A 21,647-nucleotide genomic window follows, 5' to 3' on the forward strand; every position below is an offset into this window, starting at 1 on the left:
AGCATCTTACTCAAACTTAAATGCAATTTCAAGCGCATCTGCTTTATCCTTGGCATACTTTAATTCACTATCCATTGTGTAACACTTTCTGAAATTTTCTAAGGCTTGTAAAGTATCTCCTTTTGCAAGTAATCCATCCCCATAACTATCATAAGTGTTTGCAGATTTAGGAAACTCTTCAGTATTTAATTTAAACACGGCTAATGCGTCATCTGCTTTATTTTCATTTAATAATCGATAACCTAAGGCATTAATATCGCCTTCACTAACATCATATGCTATGGTATCTATTTTTACTTTGTGATAAAGACCAATCGCATCATTAACATTGGTATCAAAAATTTGCTTAGCCATTTCCTTATAGACACTTTTCTTTGCCATTACATAAGGTTTTCCAGCTCTCATATTTCTAACACCGTCAATTATAGATCGAAAATTCTCTCCTGAATCATTAGTTAAAATGATGAAACCACTTTTTGCATCGACTTCATTATGCAAGAACGTCACAAAGCCAACCCAACCACCTGAATGCCTTACTACTCTTGGCTCGTTGTCCTTTGAAGCCAAACCCCATCCAAAGCCATAATCCGTATCTTCACCGTTGTTAAGTTGTCCTGGTGTCCAAGCTTCATCTAAATAATCTTTAGAAATAATCGTATAGTTCGCTAATGCCATATTCCATTTATACAAATCTTCAAGTGTTGAATAAATTCCGCCGTCACCTCTAACATCATTAACAATATCGTAATCATTAGTAATCAAATCTTTTTGATTCAATGCTAATTGATATCCAAACACACGGTTAGGCATATTTGGGTCTACATCTATTTGATAGTTATACAAGGTTGTATTGGTCATTCCAATGGGACCTGTAATGCTTTCTTTTAAAAAGTCTCTAAAATGTTGTCCAGACACTTTCTCAACAACAGAAGCCAATACCAAATAACCTGTATTACTGTATTCCCATTTGTCGCCTGATTGAAAATCTAATTCAGGGCTAACACGGTAAAATTCTTTTAATATTTCGTCATTTCCAAGAATGTAGGTTTTAGTAGAATCTTCTTTCACAAAGTTTTCAGCTATTAGACGTTCATAATCTGTAAGTCCGGAAGTGTGATGTAGTAATTGACGAATCGTAATATTGTCATAAGGGAAATCGGTTAAAATAGTATTAACTTTTTGGTCATACACTAACTTTCCTGCTTCCTTTAATTTCATGATAGCCATCCCTGTAAACTGCTTACTTACTGAAGCCAATCTGAATTGAGAATTTAAGCTAAGAGAGTCCGTAGGGTTTATAGAACGTAACCCATTAGAACTTTTAAAAACAACCTTTCCGTTTTCATATACTAATATGTTTCCAGTTGCAACGCCCTTGGTTTTCATGTCGTTAACAAAATTAGCATACGTACTCTTAGAGATTTCAGAAGTTGCTGTATTAGAATCTTCTTTACATGAAAAAAAGCATGCCGAAATGAGACATACTAATGTGAGTTGTTTAAAAAAAGTCATTATGTTTTGTTTAAAGTAGTTTTACATCATAAATGTACAGTTTTAATTTTTAAGGAACACATCACTAAACTTCGCATTAAGCACAATGGTTTTTCCCATAGTTTGACCAGACTCAATCGTTCTTTGCGCTGTAATTTTATTGTTTAATCGCGAACGATTACCTTTAAAATACACACTGTAATTTGATGTTGGAAGGGTAATAATGGCTTCACTATTTTCAAGAATAACATTTAGATTTGTAAAACTATCAGCAATATTAGAAATAGACAAATCTCCAAAAGTGCCATCAATAATAGCATTTCCCGTTAAATCACTAATAAGCAAATCAGATGAGTTGCTATTAAGTCGTAAACTACCAACTGTATTCAAATGAGCAGCTTCAACATATTTTAAATTGAGCTCACCATTACTCCATGTCGTAACTTCTACTGGAGAATAAGACACATTGATGGAAGTCTCGCTTCCATCAATGTGATTTGCTACTAATGTAGCGTGTGATATATCTGCTTTTAAATTGTAAATAACTGAAGACATCTTTAATTCGCCATGTCTTACATTCATATTCAACTTAGCACCTTTAGGCATTTTAATTTTTATAACCCTTTTTACTTTATGGTTTCTCACATCTAATCGCTTTACAAGAACTTCACGGCGTTTTTCATGTTCTTCAAGACGTTCTTCAAGACGTTCTTCCATACGTTCAGCTAATTTTTCTTCACGTTTTTCCATCTCTTTAGATCTCTTTTCCATGTGCTTTTCACGTTCAGCTAAACGTTTCTCCATGTCTTTAGTTCTCTTTTCCATGTGGTTTTCGCGTTCTCCCATACGCTTCTCCATGTCTTTGGTACGTTCTTCCATTTGCTTGCCGTATTTCTCTCCCCAAACTTCCATTTTTTCAGACCATTGACCGTCAAATCGTTTTTCAAATTCTTCTCCCCAAGCTTCCATCTTTTTCCCATACTCTTCACCAAACTTCTCTCCCCAAGCTTCCATTCGCTTCTCATAAGCAGAAAAATCTACTTTTGCCATTTCTCTTCCCCATTCTTTCATTTTCTTACGATCTTTAGAAGGATAGTCTTTACTCCAATTTTCCAAATAGGTCTCACCATCTTTTTTATAAGCTTCGGTATCAAAACTCATATTGGTAATTCCGTCTGGCAGTTCAGGTAATTCTGGCATTTCTGGCATTTCAAAATTTCCCATCTCAGGCATTTCTGGTAATTCAGGCATTTCTGGCATTTCTGGCAAATCACCTAAGTCTAAATCTTTTAAAACGTCTAATGCTTCTAAAGACTCTAAATCAATATGCAAATCGTCAAGACTATCCCATGAACCATGAGATCCTTCAGAGGTAATTTTAACGTTATCCCCAGATCCTTCCACTCTAAGACCCCAATCTTCCAAGGCCTCTTGCAACTCTTCTTTAGATAATTTCTCACCTTCAATATAGGCTTCAATTTCTAATGTCTTTTTGTTCCATGTATCAATTTCTATTTGTACATAGCTCGTGTTTAAATCGATAGTTACATCTTTTGTAACATCAATTTTCTTAGAGACTTTCGTCAACTTTTGTTGTGCTGAAACACTTACAGTGAAACAGAAAAACAATAGTACTACTGTGGTATATATTTTTTTCATTGTCTTGATTTTTAATTCTGAAATTTTAAATATTCAGATCATTTGGTTTATGCTTTTTGTTTTGCTTCTTCCGAAGTATTTAAATCTTTTAATTGTTCTTTCAAACGATACAATAAATTAAGACGTAGTTTAAGATTGTCTATCAAGGCGCTAACAGTTAACTCGTTTGGCCCGTTTTCGGTAAGCTCTACCGACAAATGCTTGTACTCTTGATTTAATTCTGCAAGCCTTATGACATAGCCGTCAAACAACTCCTTATTTACCGGAGTTTGTTTTACTTTAGAAAGCTCTAAACTGATATTTGCTAGATAGTAATCTTCAACATTTTTTAAATCTGGTGAAATGTCGCCTAGCGATTTAAGCTGTGCTCCTTTTTCAGGCTTTTCGGCAACTACTATTTCTGTGCCTACAATTGATGATTTCTGAAAAAACTGCGACGCTCCAAATCCTAATCCAATCAAAATGACGATACTCGCTGCAATTTGCAACATACTGAAACCTTTTATGTTTGATGACTCTACTGGTAAGGCCTCATCTAACTTTTCTAAAAAGCGTGCTTGATGCCCTTGAGGCATTTTCTCTTGTGAAGCCTTCTTTTCGTTTTCAAATAATGTTCTAATATCTCGTCCCATTTCTCATTGGTATTAATAGTTCTTTTAATTTCGACTTTCCTCTAGAGAGTTGTGTTCTTGAAGCGATTTCAGAAATATGTAATATCTCCGAAATCTCCTGATGATCATAACCTTCAACCAAATACAACGTCACGACGTAACGGTATTTGTCTGGCAGTTTTCTAATCGCACTTTTAATCTCTTCTAAAGTTATTGTATCATCTACTAACCATTCGCTTTTATAATCGTCATCAACTACTTTTAGGTGCACCTCTTCCAATTCTTGCAAATGCTGCTTCTTGGATTTTAAACAGTCAATACTTTTATTAATCACGATACGTTTTAACCAAGCTCCAAAAGTAACCTCAGCTTTATACTGATTGAGTTTTGCAAATGCTTTAATAAAGGCTTCCTGTACGATATCTTCAGCTTCCATAGAATCCTTTACAAAACGCATGGCAATCGTAAACATACCATCACAATATTGATTGTATAGTTTTAATTGCGCAGTTCGATCGTTCTGCTTGCATTGCTCAATGATGTCAATTTGAAGTGTGTTCAAATCTGTTTTGGTTTGGTTATATACCGAATAAATAAATTACTTCTATTTGGTATTGGTTCACTCTAAAGACGACACAAAAAACGGAGTGTTGCAAAAAGGGTATGATTTTTTTGAAATTGATAAGAAATTTATAGAAATTCCTGTTAAGTATTGACTTAGCATTTCATTTTAAATTATCTTTGATTCCAATTTGTTACAATCTTATTTTACTATGAACACGTTTTTAAAACGCCTACTTGTTATATTATCTATAGCTACTCTCGTACTATTTTTATATTCTTATTTTGTTGAAAATATCTTTTCATCTCGAGTGAGTCCTAAAGATACTGTAGAATTTAAACTAAATGACCTCAAACTTGAAGTCTTCTACAATAGACCTTCAAAAAAGGATCGTGACATTTTTGGCGCATTAGTTCCTTATGATAAGGTTTGGAGAACGGGAGCCAATGAGGCTACCACGTTTGAAACGAACAAAAACTTGATGATAAAAGGCATTTATCTACCTAAGGGAAAGTATACCTTATGGACGGTCCCTAAAGATTCTGCTTGGAATGTGATGTTTAATACCAAACAATATGCTTGGGGTGTTGATGAAGAAATGCAGGTCATGTGGGATCCTAATCACGATCAATTGGAAATTGATGTCCCTATAGAAAAACTAAATACTACTGTTGAGCAATTTACTATTTCTTTTGATAACTCTACTGACGACCTCAAACTCACTATGGCTTGGGATAATACAAAAATTGCAGTACCTTTAAAAGTATTAAAAGACCAAAACTAGAGGGTAGCTTGTCTAAAAAATCTAAATCGTCTGCATTACATGAAACAGATGGAGTATCACAATCTGATATCACCAATGCATCTTCTATAAAAAATATCAAGCAGAAAAGAAAAGCGCAACCTTCTACGTCTTCATTAGTGTCTGAAATTTTAAACGGCAACATCACTGCTTTAAGTAGAGCCATTACGCTAGTAGAAAGTTCTAATCCGAAACATCTAAAGCAAGCCAACACTATTATTAAACAGTGCCTACCTCATGCTAATAACTCTGTTCGCATTGGGATTACTGGAGTTCCTGGAGTTGGAAAAAGCACCTTTATTGAAGCTTTTGGAATGCATCTATCCTCTATTGGTAAAAAAGTAGCTGTTCTTGCTGTTGACCCAAGTAGCAGTTTGAGCAAAGGCAGTATTCTAGGTGATAAAACCCGAATGGAAGATTTGGTAAAAAACGACAATGCATTTATTAGACCTTCGCCATCTGGAACTTCACTTGGCGGTGTAGCTCGAAAAACACGTGAAACTATTATTCTTTGCGAAGCAGCTGGTTTTGATACTATTGTTATTGAAACGGTTGGAGTCGGTCAAAGTGAAACTGTTGTACATAGTATGGTAGATTTCTTTTTACTACTAAAAATTGCAGGTGCCGGAGATGAATTGCAAGGCATTAAACGAGGCATTATTGAAATGGCTGATGCTATTGCGATTAATAAAGCCGATGGTGAGAACTTGAAAGCAGCAAAGTTAGCTAAAGTCGAATTCAATAGAGCCTTGCATATGTATCCGCAAAAAGAGTCAGAATGGCAACCTAAAGTCACTTTGTGTAGTGCATTAAAACGCGAAGGAGTTGATGAATTGTGGTTGTTGATTTCAGAATACCTCAAGCATACAAAAGCTAACGACTATTTTGAAACACATCGTACAGATCAAAACAAATTTTGGTTGTTGCAAACTATTGAAGACCGCTTGAAATCTGATTTTTTCAATCAGCAAAAAATTAAAGAAGCGCTAAAAGCACAATTACAATTGATTGAAGACGGAAAAACAACACCCTTTGTTGCTGCGGAATATTTGTTAAGTCTTAAAAATTAGCCTTATACCATTCCACTTGCTTTTTTACAGCTTCTAATAATGTAGTTTGCGGATTGTAATTAAGTAGTTTTCTTGCTTTATCAATATTCGCTTTAGTACGCGATTGATCACCTGGACGTTTCGGAATCACATTGAGTACTATCGCCTTTCCTAGTATGTTCTCCACCGCTTCGATACCTTCTTTTGTTGTATGCTCAACTTCGGTTCCTAAATTGATAATTTCACCATCAACCTTAGATTCATTTCCTATCACGCTAACTACACCATCAACAATATCACCAACATAAGTAAAACTACGTAAATGCTTATCACTGCCTTCAAATAATGGAAAAGGCTTATCCTCCAAACCTAATGCTATAAGCTTAGTATACATCTTCTCTGGACGCTCACGAGGACCGATTACCGAATACAATCGCAATGAACAGGCTTTTATGAGTTTTTCTCTGCTTTTCTGAAGTACTAACTGTTCTGCAGCTAATTTTGTCACTCCATAATGTGATGCTGGTTTTGGCGCCTTATCTTCAGGGAAAGTTGCTTCTAACCCGTATATGGACGATGTTCCAATATTCACAAAGAGCTTTAAGTCTTTACATTCTAAAGCATAATCTACCAAGTTTTTGGTAGCAATAATGTTATTGGTAAAATAATCTTCAAATGTTGATGTTTGAGAAATTCCAGGTTGTGCAGCAAAATGAAAAATATAACCGATGTCTTTTGGTAAGTCTTCAGAAAAATCAGCGTCACGCAAATCTTTTTTCAAAACCGTAATACCATTTTCCGTCAAGGCTTTAGCATTTAAATTTTTCAATTCTAAGCTGTAGTAATCATTAAAATTGTCAATTGCCAAGACCTCATGACCAAGACTTTGTAAACGTTCTGCAGTATGTGAACCAATAAAACCGACAGCTCCTGTAACTAGTATTTTCATTTTAAACCTTTTAATGTACAAAATAACAATATTTAAATCAATCCTATTTATTATCGTGCTGATAAAAAGAATATTTTTGCACTACTAATTGATTACAGATGGATTACACATTCACGATTATCATTCCTGTTTACAATGAAGAAAGTAATATAGGACGCTTAGAAGAGGAACTCATTGCCTATTTAAAAGCCAGTACAACTATTACTAGGGTCCTTTTTGTGAATGATGGCTCTACAGATGGAAGTCAATCCCTTATCGAAACTATCTGTAATAGACATTTAGGTTTTGAGTATTTACTTTTTAGTAAGAACCAAGGCTTGAGTGCTGCTTTAAAAGCTGGATTTGATTATACAGATACAGAATTGATTGGTTATATCGATGCCGACTTACAAACTTCTCCTGAAGATTTTAATCTTCTTTTAGAACATATTAAAGATTCCGATTTAGTGACTGGAGTACGCCAAAACCGAAAAGATAGCGTTATAAAAAAACTATCTTCAAGAATTGCTAATCGCATACGTCGCCTATTTACCCATGACGGAATGGACGATACTGGCTGCCCTTTAAAGGTGATCAAAACCGAATATGCCAAACGCATTCCAATGTTTAAAGGTTTACATCGTTTTCTACCTGCAATGATTCTCTTGCAAAATGGTATTGTAAAGCAAGTTCCCGTTAGACATTTCCCTAGAATTGCTGGAACGTCGAAATTTGGTTTACGAAAACGGCTTATATCTCCACTAACAGATTGTTTTGCTTACCTCTGGATGAAAAAGAAAATGATAGCTTATACTATCGAGAAAAAGAGTTTTGAGTAATTTACTTCAACTGAAATCTCGCCTGAAGGTACCTATCAAATTTATAAAACAGAAACCCTGAAAACGCTCCGAAAAGCATTCCACTAACAACATCTAAAGGATAATGTACACCAATATAAATTCGGCTATACCCCATAGCCATAGCCCATGGAATTAAGACAAGCGGTATATATTTATATTTGGATCTCAGCATCAAACTTGTAAAAACAGCGACTGCCATTGAATTTGATGCATGGCCAGAAAAGTAACCATATTTACCACCACAATACTCTTTAACTAATCTATAAAGCCCATCAATATCACCATTATGGCAAGGTCTTAATCGCACCACCAACACTTTTTTAAATAGGTTAGTAATTTGATCTGTAAACGTAATCATCAAAGCAACCACCAAAAGTGTTAATAAGAACATTTTAGTATTTAGTCGCTTATACATTAGATATGCCAACAACGCATAAAATGGTATCCAATTAAATTTGGTGGTATAAAACATCCAGAACCCATCCCATGTTTCGGTACCTAGGTTGTTTAGATAGATAAATAATTCGGTATCAAGTCTAACGAGTTCTTCTATCATTATTCGTCGTATCTAGAAACTTCCCTATCATAAAAATCGGTAGCCTCTTGGATTAAATTTTCAGTTTCGCTTTCTATTTCACGTTGATCGTGCTCATCAAACTCTTCAAACCACTCTACTTCATCATCTTCGAGATTGATTATAAATCGAGGGAATTCGGTATGAATGACAAATATCGCATTAGGATAATCTGTATTATCTCCAAGTATAAATTTTGGTAGTTCCATGTTATGTATTAAGCATTAGTATTTGACAAAATTAACTTTTTCGTTAAATAATCGAATCTTATAAACAATAATATTGCAGCAGTTGTTAAACCAGCTAGTAATCCAAGCCATATACCGAAGCTACCATAGGCTTCCTCTTTTCCGAGGAAGAAACTTACAGGAAAGCCAACAACCCAATACGAAATAAAGGTAATAATCGTAGGAATTTTAACATCTTGCAAGCCTCTTAAAGCTCCTAAAACCACAACTTGAATACTATCACTTATTTGAAAAATCGCTGCTGCAATCATTAATTTAGCTGCTATTGAAACCACTTCGGTATTATCGATAAGGTTTTTGGTGTCGTCATAATCGACGTATAATTTTGGTAGTTCATTATGAAAAATAAAAAATATAGTCCCAAAGAAAATAGCCAATAATATGGCTAACATAAATAAGGAAAAAGCTATTCTACGAAGTTCAAAATATTGACCTAATCCCTTTTGATTACCAACTCTAATCATAGAAGCAACACTTAACCCCATGGCCACCATAAAGGTCATTGATGATAGATTCAATGCGATTTGGTTGGCTGCTTGAGGGTTTTTACCCAATAAGCCACTCAACCAAATAGCAGCCGTAAAAATGGCAACTTCAAAAAACATTTGCATGGCACTTGGCGCTCCTAAATCGGTTAATTTTCTAATCATTAATTTATCTAAAACAAAAAATTTGATATTAGTTACAAATGCCTTAGACTTTTCCTTTTTGGTAAGTAACCACCATAGATGAGCTACCATTATAAATCTAGATATTAAGGTACCATAAGCTGCACCAACAATTCCAAATTCGGGAAAACCAAACTTCCCAAAGATCAATACATAATTTAAAATGACGTTCACAACATTGGCCAAAAGTGTCGCATACATAGGATATCTAGTCATAGACAAGCCATCACTAAATTGCTTGAATGCCTGAAAAACAATCAACGGAATTAATGAAAACGCTACCAGATTCAAATACGGCAATGCTAGATCTACAACCTCAACAGGTTGTTTCATAAAGTACAATAGAGGCTTTGCAAAAAATACAGATAGAAACAAAACAATCCCGAGAACTGTACAGAGAAATAATCCATGTTTAAATGCTGATTTCCCTTTAATAAAATCCTTAGCAGAATCGGCTTCGGCAACTAAAGGCGTAATCGCTGTAGAGAACCCAATACCAACCGACATGGCAATAAACATAAAGCTATTCCCTAATGATACTGCAGCTAATTCTGCAGTTCCAAGTTGACCAACCATTATATTATCTACAAAACTGACAAAAGTATGCCCCAGCATGCCTAAAATAATAGGTGCTGCCAATTTATAATTATAATAAAATTCCTTTGTGTATTGAGCTAAAATCAAAAGATAATACTTTATATGGGCAAAGTTAAAACATTTGGTTTGTGTAGACTTTACCTTAGCTATGTTTTCTATAAAAAAATTTCAAATGTTTGATTATTAAAAAGTTATAAACCAAAATTGTTAATAAGTTGAGTTCAAAAGAAGTTTAGAAATTGTCTTAAACGCTTATTTTTATCATAATTAAATACCTTATTGTAGTAGGTTAGGTATTTGGGGTAGAAACTTTTTTAGCTGTTATTTTAGAGGGATTTTAAAATTTTATTGTTAAAAACGTTTCATGCAAAAAGAGGATTCGTCCTCTTTTTGTCATTTATAAACTTTCAAAATTGTCTTCCCAGCCACTCTCTAAATTTATATAATGTTGGTAAAGGATCTTTTAAAAAAGATTTTACCTCAGTATTATTCATAAGGTATTTGGTTTTAAATAAAAGTATTGGACGACTCTTAACTGTTTTTAACACCCCTTTTAAGCGCATATAGTTAATAGGTTCAAACTCCTGGATTTCAATAGCATGATTTAAGGCTAACTGAATCGCGTGGTCTGGAAAGTTGATTCCTGCTTTTTTTGACCCCTCAACACTTCCCCAAAAACGAGCATTTATTTCGATAAGTTTATAATCATTGGCATTTGCATCATATCTCAAGTCCAAATGAGCAACACCTGACCAATTGAGCTTAGACATAGTATCTTTTGCGACTTTGAGCACCTCTTCGTTTTCAAGAAATTCAAACCCTAACTGTGGAGCATACTGATTATATCCTGTTAAATTTCCTTTTTGAATTGTATACGTTAAAATCTTTCCGTCGAGACATAAAACGCTACAATCAATATCATAACCTTCAATATATTCTTGAACGAACTGAGGTAATGAACTAGTCTCTAACGTCTTTAAAAGTTCAGAAATTGAATCTATTTTTTTAATTCCGTCACCTCCTTTTAGAGTCATTGGTTTGATTAGTATTGGAAAACGAATTTGGGACAAGATTTCTTGTTTATCAGTTTCCGAAGTAATATGAAAATATTTTGGATGCGGAATGTTGTTTGCTTTTGCAAAATCACTCAACTTTTTTTTGTTTATCGCTATCTCAAAATCCTTTAAATCTGCTAAAGGAATAACACGTATCGTTTTAGATATTCTTTCTTTAAACCTAATGAAAAAAGAAACTTCATTTTCAGCAATAGGAACGACAACATCAATAGCATTAGATTCTATTTCAGAATTAATAATTTCCAACCAAGATACATCTTGTTGTCTTTGATAAAACTTATAATAAGAGGTGTGTTTTGAAAACCTAGTCGCCGTTCGTTTTTTATTGGATAAAACGAATAATTTGTAACCCTCAATTTGTGATAAACATTGAATCACAGATAAAGCCCAAGTACTGTCTCCATCTGGAATTAAAACGTTACGTCTTGGAGTCATTAATGATAAATAAGGGGGTTACTAATAGCCTTCAAATATAGGGTTTAAAGTGTGATTTTCAGGGATTGCTTATGGGCTAATTCGAATTCGGTAATCAAATCTTCCACTATTTGAGCTGCAGGTTTGATATCATGAATTAATCCAGCGATTTGACCAATTTCTAATTCACCATCTTCTAAATCACCTTCAAACATTCCTCTTTTAGCTCTAGCTCTTCCTAAAAGTGTTTTTAGCTCGTCAGCTGTAGGCCCTGTTTTGTAAAGCTCTTGGACGTCATTAAAAAACTTATTTTTAATCAATCTTACAGGAGCTAATTCTTTTAAAGTTAATTGTGTATCTCCTTCTTTTGCATCAACTACCACTTGTTTAAATGCCTCATGTGCCGAAGATTCTTCACTAGCAACAAAGCGACTTCCTACTTGAACTGCATCAGCACCTAAAATCATCACTGCTAACATAATTTGACCTGTCGCAATTCCGCCAGCTGCAATTAAAGGGACTTCTAGATGTTCTTTCACCATTGGAATCAAAGTCAGGGTTGTAGTTTCCTCTCTTCCGTTGTGTCCTCCAGCTTCAAAACCTTCGGCAACAACAGCATCCACTCCAGCATCCTGAGCTTTTAGTGCGAATTTCACACTACTTACTACATGAACGACTGTGATTCCTTTTTCCTTTAACCAAGAGGTCCAAGTTTTAGGATTTCCTGCGGAAGTAAAGACGATTTTCACACCTTCCTCTACTATAATATTCATAATCTCATCAATGTTAGGATATAACATTGGAATATTAACACCAAAAGGCTTGTTGGTTGCTTTTTTACATTTCTGAATATGCTCACGCAGCACATCTGGGTACATAGATCCAGCACCTATTAAACCCAAAGCACCAGCATTACTTGCTGCAGAAGCAAGCCTCCAACCACTATTCCAAATCATTCCTGCTTGAATAATTGGATATTGAATATTAAAGAGTTCGGTAATTTTATTCGCCATTTATGATTTTATAAGTTTGATAGTTTTTGATGCATTTCCAGATTGAAATGACACTATATAAACACCAGAAGCCATTGAAGACACATCCAATTGATTCGAAGATGTCGTTATTATTTGCTCTAGAATCGTTTTTCCAAGAATATCAAAAATTCTTAAAGTGATTATTTCATTAGCCGACGGGATTTGAACATTTAATATATCTGTCACTGGATTAGGGAATACCTTAAACTCAAAGAAATCTTCTTCTTGTAAGGATAATCCAATATCTAATGCTAATTGTAAATCTGGTATACCATAACCTAAAAAATAATCTGGAGTTGTAAACTGAGATGCCGATTGGCGCACATAATTTTTAATCTCTTCGTTAGTTGCATTTGGTAAAGCTTGCCACAAAGATGCAATACCTCCAGCCATAATTGGTGAGCTAAATGAGGTTCCGTTGTTATTTATAATACTATTGGTATCATCAATAACAAACGACCCTGAACCTTGAGCTACAACATCTGGTTTAATAGTAGGTTGAGACGCACTCCCTTGCGAACTAAAAACCGCATAAATACCATCGGCATTAACAGCACCAATACTTAAAACACCTACAGCATCAGCAGGAGCTCCAACACCTGTTTCACCAGAGTTCCCAGCAGAAACAACCACTAAGATTCCTTTTTCATTCGCCATATTTGCACCTCTCGTAATAAAGGTTGTATTTCCATCTAAATCAGCACTCGTATGACTATAATTACTATTTTGATAAGTTCTGTAACCTAATGATGTATTAATGATATGAACGCCTAAACTATCTGCTCTCTCGGCAGCTTCAACCCAATTTGCTTCTTCAAGAGGTGTTTCACTTGCTGTATCTTCGGTTCTAAATACATAATAAGATGCATCTGGTGCTGTACCTACAAATTGATCTTCAATAAAACCAGCCATATCACTTAGCACTTTGGTTCCATGATTATTATCGGCAAATGCATATATATTGTTCGTTCTATCAACAAAGTCATAACCACCAAGCAAATCTCCATTATCACGTAATCGTTGAAAAGCTCCCATAGTATCCACATTTGGGAAACCAGAATCCATAACAGCAACCATAATACCTTCACCTGTATAATCGCCAATATGCAGTGCATCTGCATTTATCATTTCTACCTGGTTTTGCGCATTTCCATAGTTAAAAGACACCGTGTTATTTTCTACTGAAAATTTGTCTTCAATCTCAGCAAATCTGGACAGTCCATTTAAGCTTTTATCGGCGTATTCAACAGATTCTACAAAATCAAAGTCATCAATCAAAGCATTAATATCATCCTCAGTACCACGAACATAAACAGCATTAAACCATTTGGATTTCGCAAAAACTGTAACACCTGTTTCTGGGGCTTTAAGCAGTGTGATATATGATTCGCTAACCGGAACATCGCGTTCATCGATAGCAATACCACCTGCACTCTTTCGTTCAATGGCTTGTAGTGTTAAAATAGAAATTGGATTACCGATTAAGGCTTGTACATTTTCTTTGGCATTAAAATAGACCCAAGCATCTTGTTGAGCAATGGCATTGTACTGAAATAGTACAACACAAAAGAGTAGGATTTTTTTCATACCTAATAGTTATTTCATTTTAAAAACATAGTCATTTTCAAAACACAATACTTAAGATTTCTTTACTGCAATTTAAGAAATTACTCCCGAACCTACTAATTCGTCACCTAAGTACCATGCAACAAACTGACCTTCAGTGATCGCTGATTGGGGGTTTTTAAACTCAACGAAAAGTCCGTTCTCCACTTTATGAAGCGTTGCCTCTTCTAAAGCCTGACGATATCTAATTCTTGCTATGACTTGCATGGTTTCGCCAACATCTATACTTAAATCCTCACGAACCCAATGTAATTCGTCTTCAGTAACAAACAGTGCTTTTTTAAACAATCCTGGATGACGTTTACCTTGTCCTGTATAGATCACATTATCATCAACATCGGTTTCTATTACAAATAATGGCTCAATAGTACCTCCAACTGCCAATCCCTTTCGTTGACCTTTAGTAAAGTAATGCGCACCTTGATGTTTACCAACAATCTTTCCATCACCTATCGAATAGTCAATTTTTCTGGTTAGATATTGAAGTTCTTTTTCTTTAGAATCAAATGGCGGTAATTGACCATTGTATAATTCTGTTTCCTTCGGAATTTCAACAATGACGCCTTCTTTTGGTTTCAGTTTTTGTTGAAGAAACTCTGGCAATCTTACTTTTCCTATGAAACATAATCCTTGCGAATCCTTTTTATCTGCAGTTACTAAATCTAATTTGGTAGCTATCTCACGTACTTGTGGCTTAGTTAATTCTCCTATAGGAAATAAGGCCTTTGACAGTTGCTCTTGAGACAATTGACATAAGAAATATGATTGATCTTTGTTATTGTCTGCGCCAGCCAAAAGTTGAAAAACGTCGTTTCCGTCTTTTTCGATAGTGCCTTTTCTGCAATAATGACCTGTTGCGACATAATCTGCTCCAAGTTCTAATGCTATTTTCATAAAGACATCAAACTTAATCTCTCTGTTACAGAGTACATCTGGGTTTGGTGTTCTTCCTTTTTGATATTCATCAAACATGTAATCTACAATACGCTCTTTGTATTCTTCACTTAAATCGATAGTTTGAAATGGAATCCCTAATTTATCAGCTACCAACATCGCATCGTTGCTATCGTCAAGCCAAGGACAGTCGTCAGATATAGTCACAGAGTCATCGTGCCAGTTTTTCATAAACAAGCCAATCACTTCATAACCTTGCTCCTTTAATAAATAGGCAGCGACGCTTGAATCTACTCCTCCCGATAATCCGACAATTACTCTTTGCATTCTGCAAAATTAAGAAATAAAAATAGCAACATAATTAGTGTTGCTATAATAATTGACTATGTTATGTATTAGTTTTAGCTATTGCTTTTTAGGCTTAGTATGATTCTCGGTTTTTAATAGTTTACCATTCTTATAATAGCTCCAATCTCCATCTTTAATTCCCTTAATATAGATACCCTTAGATTCTATATTACCTAGGCTATCAAAATATCTACATTTGCCGTGAAGTAAACCTCTTTCATACTGCAAATCCTTAAAGAGTTTACCCTTTTTAGAATACCAAGTTACTTTTCCTTGAAGCTTACCGTTTTTGTAATTCAATTTTTTAGAAAGCCTTTTGCCTTCATAGTAAGTCCAAACACCTTCTTTCAATCCATTTTTGTATAAACCTTCAGCTTGTATGTTTCCGCTGGCATCATAATACGTTGAAATACCATGGAATTCACCATTCTTATAAAGGAATTCTTTTAAAACCTTTCCGTTTTCGGAATACCACGTTGATTTCCCTTCCAGTTTATCATTGGCATAATTGGCTTTCTCTGCCGTATTTCCGTCTGGATAGAATACTAATTTCTCACCTTCCAACTGGCCATTATTATAATATTCAATGGTCATAATAGCATCTTTTTTATTGTGATAGTATATCCATTTTCCAATATAAAGTTTACCATTCATTTGACCTTCACTGATAATTTTCCCTTTAGAAGACAAGAATTTAACTACAGCTTTATTATCATTTTCATTGAACTGCTTCGTCGCACTTAGAACACTTTCGCCCTTATGGAGCGTATAGAACTTAAATAATCCTATTTCTTTTCCGTGGTTAAACTGACCTTCATAACGCAACTCTTTGGTCTTATCGAAGTGCTTTCTCCATACACCATGGCGCTCCTCGTTATTATCATACTGGTTTACAGTATTTTGAGCATAAGAACCTAAAGGCGCAATTGTTAAAATAAATATAAAAATAAAGAGTTTCATTATATTTTGTTTAATCATTTAGTAAATTTGTTAAACAAACTAATATTTTATTAATAATGTTAAACAACAAAAACTCAAAAAAATGAAAATTATTTCAAAAACAATCAGATTATTACCTTTATTTTTATTTTCATTTGCTTTTCAAGCATGTAGTGACGATGACGATAACGGAACTGTAGTACTAGACCCACTAAACATTGTCGAGCTAGCAAGTGCTAATCCAAACTTAACCAGCCTAGTTTTAGCTTTACAAGCAGCCGATGGAGATTTAGTAAACCTCTTGAGCGGAAGTGGTCCATTTACCGTATTAGCTCCAACAAACGAAGCTTTCGCAGCGTTCTTAGGAGATAATGAATTATCAGATATTTCGACAGACGTCCTAGAACAAGTACTATTAAACCATGTTATTTCTGCAGATTTATCGGCTTCTGACTTAACTGGGTTAGGCGCTGGGTACACGAGCACGAATGCAGATGGTCCAGAAGAACAAAAATTAAGCATCTATTTTAACACGTCAAGTGATGTACGTTTTAACAATGTATCTTCTGTTGTGTCAGGTGGAGCAGATATTGATGCTTCTAACGGAACAATTCATCTTGTAGACGCTGTTATTGGATTACCAACAATAGTTGATCATGCCCTAGCAAACCCTGGGTTTAGCAACTTAGTTTTAGCTTTACAAGCAGCTGATGGAGATTTAGTGGGCGTACTTGGTGGTGCTGGTCCTTTTACAGTTTTAGCTCCAAATGATGATGCTTTTGCTGCATTTTTAGATGGGACACCTTTAGGTGATGTGCCTACTGATGCTTTAGCAAATATCTTATTAAACCATGTTGTTGGTGGAGCTATCACATCAACAGCTTTAGTAGGTTTAGGAAATGATTACACAAATACTTTAGCAACTGGACCAAATGACAATAACATAAGTTTATACTTTAAAACTGACGATGGTGTAAGATTCAATGGCGTTTCTTCGGTCGCTACTGCAGATGTTGTGGGTACTAACGGGATTATTCACGCTGTAGATGCAGTTATAGATATTCCTTCAATAGTAACATTTGCTACTGCAGATCCAAATTTCTCAACTTTAGTAACTGCATTAACAGAATTAACTCCAGCAACAGACTTTGTAGCTACGTTATCAACAGGGAATGGAACTAGCCCTGCACCTTTTACTGTATTTGCTCCAACCAATGATGCCTTTGCCGCTTTAGCTGCTATTCCTGACGAACCTGTATTAACTCAAGTTTTATTACACCATGTTTTAGGAGATGCTAATGTAACTTCTACTAACTTAATAGATGCTGGTGGTGCTTCGCCAACAATGCTAAATGGACAAGCAATAACAATCAGCTTACCAGGTACAGGTGATAACATTGCTGATGTTACTGACGGAGCTGGCAATACTGACATAGGTATTATTGCCGTTGATGTGCAAGCAGGAAATGGTGTCATTCATGTATTAAACAAAGTGATGTTACCTGCTGAAGATTAATAATAATTCACATTTTATAAGTACATCCGGAATTTATTAATTGCATAATGTAAATTTTGATGTAATTAAATAAAAGAGCCTTTAGAAATTCTAAAGGCTCTTTTTATATATAACAGGAAGCTAATTACTTCTTTCTTTTTTGTTGTGTTTGCTTTTGTTGCTCTGCCTGCTCCATCATATTTGACATTTTCTTCTGAAATTTATTCTGCTTCTTAGGTTTCGTTTTATTGACCTGTATTTGAGCATGAATCTTATCTTCATCTAAAATGTAGTTTTTAATAACTAACATAATACCTATACTAATTAAGTTTGAGATAAAGTAATATAAACTTAATCCTGAAGCATATTGATTAAAGAAAACTAACATCAGTATTGGTGAGAAGTAAATCATATACTTCATCATTTTACCCATATCTGGCATACCTTCTTGTGTTGGCTGCGATGCCATTTGCTGACCGGTAGTCATCTTCATATAAAAGAAAATTGCAATCGCTGCCAAAATTGGAAACAAACTCACGTGATCTCCATACATTGGAATACTAAATCCTCCAGGAAAATCATAAATAGAATCAAAAGATGATAAATCATCTGCCCAAAGGAAACTCTTTTGACGTAACGCAAAAGCCGTTGGAAAAAACATAAACAAGGCATAAAATACTGGCAATTGAATTAAACCAGGTAGACATCCAGCTAATGGGCTTGCACCAGCTTTATTCTGAAGTGCCATTGTTTCTTGTTGCGCCTTCATTTTGTTATCCTTATGCTTCTCTTTAATCGCATCTAACTCTGGTTTTAAAACTCGCATTTTGGCTTGCGATAAAAACTGTTTGTATTGAACAAATGACATTAAAAGTTTAATTAAAACTGTCATTACAATAATAGAGATACCATAGGGTAAGAATCCACTCAAAAAACTAAATAAAGGAATAAACAAATGCTTATTAATCCATCCAAAAATCCCCCAACCAAATGGAATACTTTCTTCTAGATTGTGATCGTATTGTTTTAAAACTTTACTATCTGTTGGGCCAAAGTATAATTTAAAATTATTATCGGCTTCTCCATTTGCAAAAACCACAGGTAATTTAGACGAAAACTCTTTGGTGAAAACAGTATCAATCTCTTCATCTTGAACCAAATCCCTTGTAGCTATAGTTGCCTTTTTAAATGGCTGATCTGCAACGAGAATAGAACTAAAAAAGTGTTGTCTGTAAGACAACCAACGTGCATTTTCAATTAACTCTTCATCTTCTCCAGCTTGAGCCAATTTATCAATCTTATCACCGTCGTACATATACGTTAATCGTGTATAACGATTTTCATAAGTGATACTCTCATCATGACGAAATGCTTTAAGTTTCCAATCAAAATTGATCTCCTGAGAACTATTAACAAGTGTATTCAACCCTTGAGAACGAATTGAAAAATCAATCATGTATTCATCAGGTTTTAACTCATAGCGATATTCTAAAAACTGAGATTCTGACGCTTTGAATTTCATAGATACAACCGTGTTTTCACCATTTTTAGTGACTGTTGGTTGGAAATATTTATCTTCAGTAGTTAGAATTCTGTTATCTGTAGTTGGAAGCGTCATATTAAATGCTGCATTTCCATCTTGGATTAAAGCAATAGGAATAGAATCGTAATCCACAAATTCTTTCAGTATCACTTCGGAAAGGAATCCACCTTTATTACTGAATTTCAAATCTAGAACATCAGTCTGAACAGTTGTATAAGTATCTGTTGCTGATGGCAAGGTAGATGAATACGCAAAAGCACCTAATCTATTTTTTAAATCTACTTGTTTTAAAGAATCACCAGGTTTTGGTGCTGAAAAATCTTCAGCAGTTGTGACTTTAGTTTCTTCTTTATTTTCAACAGTTTCAGCTTTTTTATCAGCTTCAAGCTGTTCTTGTTTTTCCTGTTCAGCTAACTCTTCTGGTGTGGGTTGATTTTTCCACATCATAAAGAGTAATATTGCGAAAATAAGAACAAATCCTATTATCGATTTTAAGTCGAATTTTTTTTCTTCCATGTGTATTAATTAGTTCTCCGATTGGTTAGGAGTTGATGCATAGTTTTTATCAAAAAGCTATCCAATATTAATTTTGTGCCATACTGACACTATTGTTATTTGTTTTGAAATTTAAAGCAGCTCTTACGAAGGACACAAAAAGTGGATGTGGATTCGAAACTGTACTCTTATATTCTGGGTGATATTGCACACCTACAAACCAATTGTGGGTCGGGATTTCTATAATCTCTACCAAACCAGTTTCTGGATTTAATCCTGTGGCTTTCATTCCTGCGGCTTCTATTTGCTGCTTGTATTTATTATTAAACTCGTAACGATGTCTATGACGTTCTTTTATCGTACTAGTTTGATATACCTTTTTTGAAATACTGTCATCTATCAACTCACAATCCCAAGCACCAAGACGCATTGTACCTCCTTTATCTGTAATCGTTTTTTGTGATTCCATTAAATCAATAACCGGATTTGATGTGTTTTTATCCATTTCGGTAGAATTAGCATCGCTTAATCCCAATACATTTCTTGAGTATTCTATAACTGCCATTTGCATTCCTAAACAAATGCCTAAAAACGGAATATTGTTTTCTCTAACATATTTTACCGCTTCTATTTTACCTTCAATGCCACGTTCTCCAAATCCTGGAGCAACCAAAACACCATGTAAATGTTTTAATTTTTCTGAAGCATTGTTTTCCGTTAGATATTCAGAATGTATAGACTCTACTTTCACCTTAACTTCATTCTCTGCTCCTGCATGAATAAAAGATTCCAATATCGATTTGTACGAATCTTGAAGCTCTACATACTTTCCAATGAGCCCGATAATGACTTCACCTTTAGGGTTTTTATGACGCGATAAAAATTGATTCCATTGCGTTAAATCTGGTTGTGTACTCTTTAATGCCAACTTACTTAATACGACTTTATCAAGACCTTCTTCTAACATCAAATTAGGCACATCATAAATTGTGGAGGCATCAATAGATTGTATCACAGCTTCAGGACGCACATTACAGAATTTAGCGAGCTTATCACGTAATTCTTGTGGTAACTCATGCTCTGTACGACATACCAAGATGTCTGCCATGACACCACTTTCCATTAAGGTTTTGACACTGTGTTGTGTTGGCTTTGTTTTTAATTCACCTGCAGCAGATAAGTAAGGGATTAAAGTTAAGTGAATCACAATAGCATTGCTTTCACCCAATTCCCATTTTAATTGACGAACCGCTTCAACATAAGGTAAAGACTCAATATCACCAACAGTTCCTCCTATTTCGGTAATAACGATATCGTAATCGCCCGACTTTCCTAGGATTTGAACACGATGTTTAATTTCATCTGTAATATGAGGAATGACTTGAACTGTTTTTCCTAAAAACTCACCACGACGTTCCTTGTCAATAACGCTTTGATAAATACGACCCGTCGTGACATTATTTGACTGACTTGTTGGTACATTTAAAAAGCGCTCGTAGTGACCTAAATCTAAATCGGTTTCTGCACCATCATCTGTGACATAACATTCACCATGCTCATACGGATTTAAAGTACCTGGATCAACATTAATGTAAGGGTCTAATTTTTGAATAGTTGCTCTATAACCTTGGGCTTGGAGCAGTTTTGCTAGAGATGCAGCAATGATGCCTTTTCCAAGTGAGGATGTTACTCCTCCAGTTACAAATATGTATTTAGTAGTAGTTGTCATGTTGC

19 protein-coding genes are annotated in these 21,647 nt (G+C 34.8%); 4 read left to right on the forward strand and 15 right to left on the reverse strand.

Features of this window, described 5'->3' with window-relative positions; translation table 11 throughout:
• Positions 1 to 6: 6 nt before the first annotated feature.
• Genes V7719_RS05570 through V7719_RS05585 form a run of 4 tightly spaced genes read right to left on the reverse strand, consistent with a single transcriptional unit; the run spans position 7 to position 4,323 of the window.
• Positions 7 to 1,512: a serine hydrolase domain-containing protein gene (locus V7719_RS05570; RefSeq protein WP_335728887.1), complete on the reverse strand. Its 1,506-nt coding sequence runs from the start codon at positions 1,510 to 1,512 to the stop codon at positions 7 to 9.
• Between the two features lie 42 nt (positions 1,513 to 1,554).
• Positions 1,555 to 3,150 carry a hypothetical protein gene (locus V7719_RS05575; protein ID WP_335728888.1) on the reverse strand — a complete coding sequence of 532 codons (1,596 nt, stop codon included), beginning with the start codon at positions 3,148 to 3,150 and terminating at the stop codon, positions 1,555 to 1,557.
• 47 nt (positions 3,151 to 3,197) lie between these two features.
• Positions 3,198 to 3,782: a hypothetical protein gene (locus tag V7719_RS05580; protein ID WP_335728889.1), complete on the reverse strand. Its 585-nt coding sequence runs from the start codon at positions 3,780 to 3,782 to the stop codon at positions 3,198 to 3,200.
• Entirely contained in the window at positions 3,766 to 4,323 is a 558-nt protein-coding gene (locus V7719_RS05585; RefSeq protein ID WP_335728890.1) for an RNA polymerase sigma factor, read from the reverse strand. Before V7719_RS05585 ends, V7719_RS05580 begins: the two co-directional genes overlap by 17 nt.
• A gap of 211 nt (positions 4,324 to 4,534) precedes the next feature.
• Between V7719_RS05585 and V7719_RS05590 the strand changes: the two genes are divergently transcribed.
• The gene (locus tag V7719_RS05590) at positions 4,535 to 5,107 is read left to right on the forward strand and encodes a DUF2911 domain-containing protein (protein WP_335728891.1); all 573 of its coding nucleotides are present in this window, start codon (positions 4,535 to 4,537) and stop codon (positions 5,105 to 5,107) included.
• Between the two features lie 8 nt (positions 5,108 to 5,115).
• Positions 5,116 to 6,195, forward strand: coding sequence for a methylmalonyl Co-A mutase-associated GTPase MeaB (gene meaB, locus V7719_RS05595; protein WP_335728892.1), 1,080 nt, complete (start codon positions 5,116 to 5,118; stop codon positions 6,193 to 6,195).
• Here meaB and V7719_RS05600 read toward each other — a convergent pair.
• Complete coding sequence (locus tag V7719_RS05600; protein ID WP_335728893.1) at positions 6,185 to 7,123, reverse strand: NAD-dependent epimerase/dehydratase family protein; 939 nt, start codon at positions 7,121 to 7,123, stop codon at positions 6,185 to 6,187. The two genes, meaB and V7719_RS05600, sit on opposite strands and share 11 nt — an antisense overlap.
• A gap of 98 nt (positions 7,124 to 7,221) precedes the next feature.
• Between V7719_RS05600 and V7719_RS05605 the strand changes: the two genes are divergently transcribed.
• The gene (locus V7719_RS05605; protein WP_335728894.1) at positions 7,222 to 7,941 is read left to right on the forward strand and encodes a glycosyltransferase family 2 protein; all 720 of its coding nucleotides are present in this window, start codon (positions 7,222 to 7,224) and stop codon (positions 7,939 to 7,941) included.
• A gap of 1 nt (position 7,942) precedes the next feature.
• On the opposite strand, the gene V7719_RS05610 is transcribed toward V7719_RS05605, so the two are convergent.
• From V7719_RS05610 to V7719_RS05645, 8 genes are all read right to left on the reverse strand, one after another.
• Positions 7,943 to 8,518: a phosphatase PAP2 family protein gene (locus V7719_RS05610; RefSeq protein ID WP_335728895.1), complete on the reverse strand. Its 576-nt coding sequence runs from the start codon at positions 8,516 to 8,518 to the stop codon at positions 7,943 to 7,945.
• Positions 8,518 to 8,745, reverse strand: coding sequence for a hypothetical protein (locus V7719_RS05615; RefSeq protein ID WP_335728896.1), 228 nt, complete (start codon positions 8,743 to 8,745; stop codon positions 8,518 to 8,520). The genes V7719_RS05610 and V7719_RS05615 overlap by 1 nt, the downstream gene beginning before the upstream one ends.
• Positions 8,746 to 8,753: 8 nt before the next feature.
• A complete protein-coding gene (locus V7719_RS05620) occupies positions 8,754 to 10,136 on the reverse strand; it encodes an MATE family efflux transporter (RefSeq protein ID WP_335728897.1) in 1,383 nt (460 codons plus the stop codon).
• 320 nt (positions 10,137 to 10,456) lie between these two features.
• Positions 10,457 to 11,560 (reverse strand): ATP-grasp domain-containing protein, encoded by a 1,104-nt coding sequence (locus tag V7719_RS05625; RefSeq protein WP_335728898.1) that lies wholly within the window; start codon positions 11,558 to 11,560, stop codon positions 10,457 to 10,459.
• 44 nt (positions 11,561 to 11,604) lie between these two features.
• Positions 11,605 to 12,552 carry an NAD(P)H-dependent flavin oxidoreductase gene (locus tag V7719_RS05630; RefSeq protein WP_335728899.1) on the reverse strand — a complete coding sequence of 316 codons (948 nt, stop codon included), beginning with the start codon at positions 12,550 to 12,552 and terminating at the stop codon, positions 11,605 to 11,607.
• Entirely contained in the window at positions 12,553 to 14,160 is a 1,608-nt protein-coding gene (locus tag V7719_RS05635; RefSeq protein WP_335728900.1) for a S8 family serine peptidase, read from the reverse strand.
• 72 nt (positions 14,161 to 14,232) lie between these two features.
• Complete coding sequence (gene mnmA, locus V7719_RS05640; protein WP_335728901.1) at positions 14,233 to 15,420, reverse strand: tRNA 2-thiouridine(34) synthase MnmA; 1,188 nt, start codon at positions 15,418 to 15,420, stop codon at positions 14,233 to 14,235.
• A 78-nt stretch (positions 15,421 to 15,498) separates the two neighbouring features.
• Positions 15,499 to 16,401 (reverse strand): toxin-antitoxin system YwqK family antitoxin, encoded by a 903-nt coding sequence (locus V7719_RS05645; protein WP_335728902.1) that lies wholly within the window; start codon positions 16,399 to 16,401, stop codon positions 15,499 to 15,501.
• Positions 16,402 to 16,483: 82 nt separating this feature from the next.
• Here V7719_RS05645 and V7719_RS05650 point away from each other — a divergent pair, with 82 nt between their 5' ends.
• A complete protein-coding gene (locus V7719_RS05650; RefSeq protein WP_335728903.1) occupies positions 16,484 to 17,896 on the forward strand; it encodes a fasciclin domain-containing protein in 1,413 nt (470 codons plus the stop codon).
• A gap of 124 nt (positions 17,897 to 18,020) precedes the next feature.
• Here V7719_RS05650 and yidC read toward each other — a convergent pair whose 3' ends face one another.
• Positions 18,021 to 19,934: a membrane protein insertase YidC gene (gene yidC / locus V7719_RS05655; RefSeq protein ID WP_335728904.1), complete on the reverse strand. Its 1,914-nt coding sequence runs from the start codon at positions 19,932 to 19,934 to the stop codon at positions 18,021 to 18,023.
• A 67-nt stretch (positions 19,935 to 20,001) separates the two neighbouring features.
• Positions 20,002 to 21,642: a CTP synthase gene (locus V7719_RS05660; RefSeq protein ID WP_335728905.1), complete on the reverse strand. Its 1,641-nt coding sequence runs from the start codon at positions 21,640 to 21,642 to the stop codon at positions 20,002 to 20,004.
• Positions 21,643 to 21,647: the final 5 nt, after the last annotated feature.

It is taken from the genome of Psychroserpens sp. (assembly GCF_036960315.1).
Lineage (GTDB): Bacteria > Bacteroidota > Bacteroidia > Flavobacteriales > Flavobacteriaceae > Psychroserpens.

Bases quoted from the DNA above. Each gene is read 5' to 3' on its own strand.
- V7719_RS05625 (WP_335728898.1), bottom strand. From the start codon at position 11,560: ATGACTCCAAGACGTAACGTTTTAATTCCAGATGGAGACAGTACTTGG.
- V7719_RS05635 (WP_335728900.1), bottom strand. From the start codon at position 14,160: ATGAAAAAAATCCTACTCTTTTGTGTTGTACTATTTCAGTACAATGCC.
- V7719_RS05650 (WP_335728903.1), top strand. From the start codon at position 16,484: ATGAAAATTATTTCAAAAACAATCAGATTATTACCTTTATTTTTATTT.
- V7719_RS05580 (WP_335728889.1), bottom strand. From the start codon at position 3,782: ATGGGACGAGATATTAGAACATTATTTGAAAACGAAAAGAAGGCTTCA.
- yidC (WP_335728904.1), bottom strand. From the start codon at position 19,934: ATGGAAGAAAAAAAATTCGACTTAAAATCGATAATAGGATTTGTTCTT.
- V7719_RS05570 (WP_335728887.1), bottom strand. From the start codon at position 1,512: ATGACTTTTTTTAAACAACTCACATTAGTATGTCTCATTTCGGCATGC.
- V7719_RS05660 (WP_335728905.1), bottom strand. From the start codon at position 21,642: ATGACAACTACTACTAAATACATATTTGTAACTGGAGGAGTAACATCC.
- V7719_RS05615 (WP_335728896.1), bottom strand. From the start codon at position 8,745: ATGGAACTACCAAAATTTATACTTGGAGATAATACAGATTATCCTAAT.
- V7719_RS05630 (WP_335728899.1), bottom strand. From the start codon at position 12,552: ATGGCGAATAAAATTACCGAACTCTTTAATATTCAATATCCAATTATT.
- V7719_RS05645 (WP_335728902.1), bottom strand. From the start codon at position 16,401: ATGAAACTCTTTATTTTTATATTTATTTTAACAATTGCGCCTTTAGGT.
- V7719_RS05575 (WP_335728888.1), bottom strand. From the start codon at position 3,150: ATGAAAAAAATATATACCACAGTAGTACTATTGTTTTTCTGTTTCACT.
- V7719_RS05600 (WP_335728893.1), bottom strand. From the start codon at position 7,123: ATGAAAATACTAGTTACAGGAGCTGTCGGTTTTATTGGTTCACATACT.
- V7719_RS05610 (WP_335728895.1), bottom strand. From the start codon at position 8,518: ATGATAGAAGAACTCGTTAGACTTGATACCGAATTATTTATCTATCTA.
- V7719_RS05605 (WP_335728894.1), top strand. From the start codon at position 7,222: ATGGATTACACATTCACGATTATCATTCCTGTTTACAATGAAGAAAGT.
- V7719_RS05590 (WP_335728891.1), top strand. From the start codon at position 4,535: ATGAACACGTTTTTAAAACGCCTACTTGTTATATTATCTATAGCTACT.
- mnmA (WP_335728901.1), bottom strand. From the start codon at position 15,420: ATGCAAAGAGTAATTGTCGGATTATCGGGAGGAGTAGATTCAAGCGTC.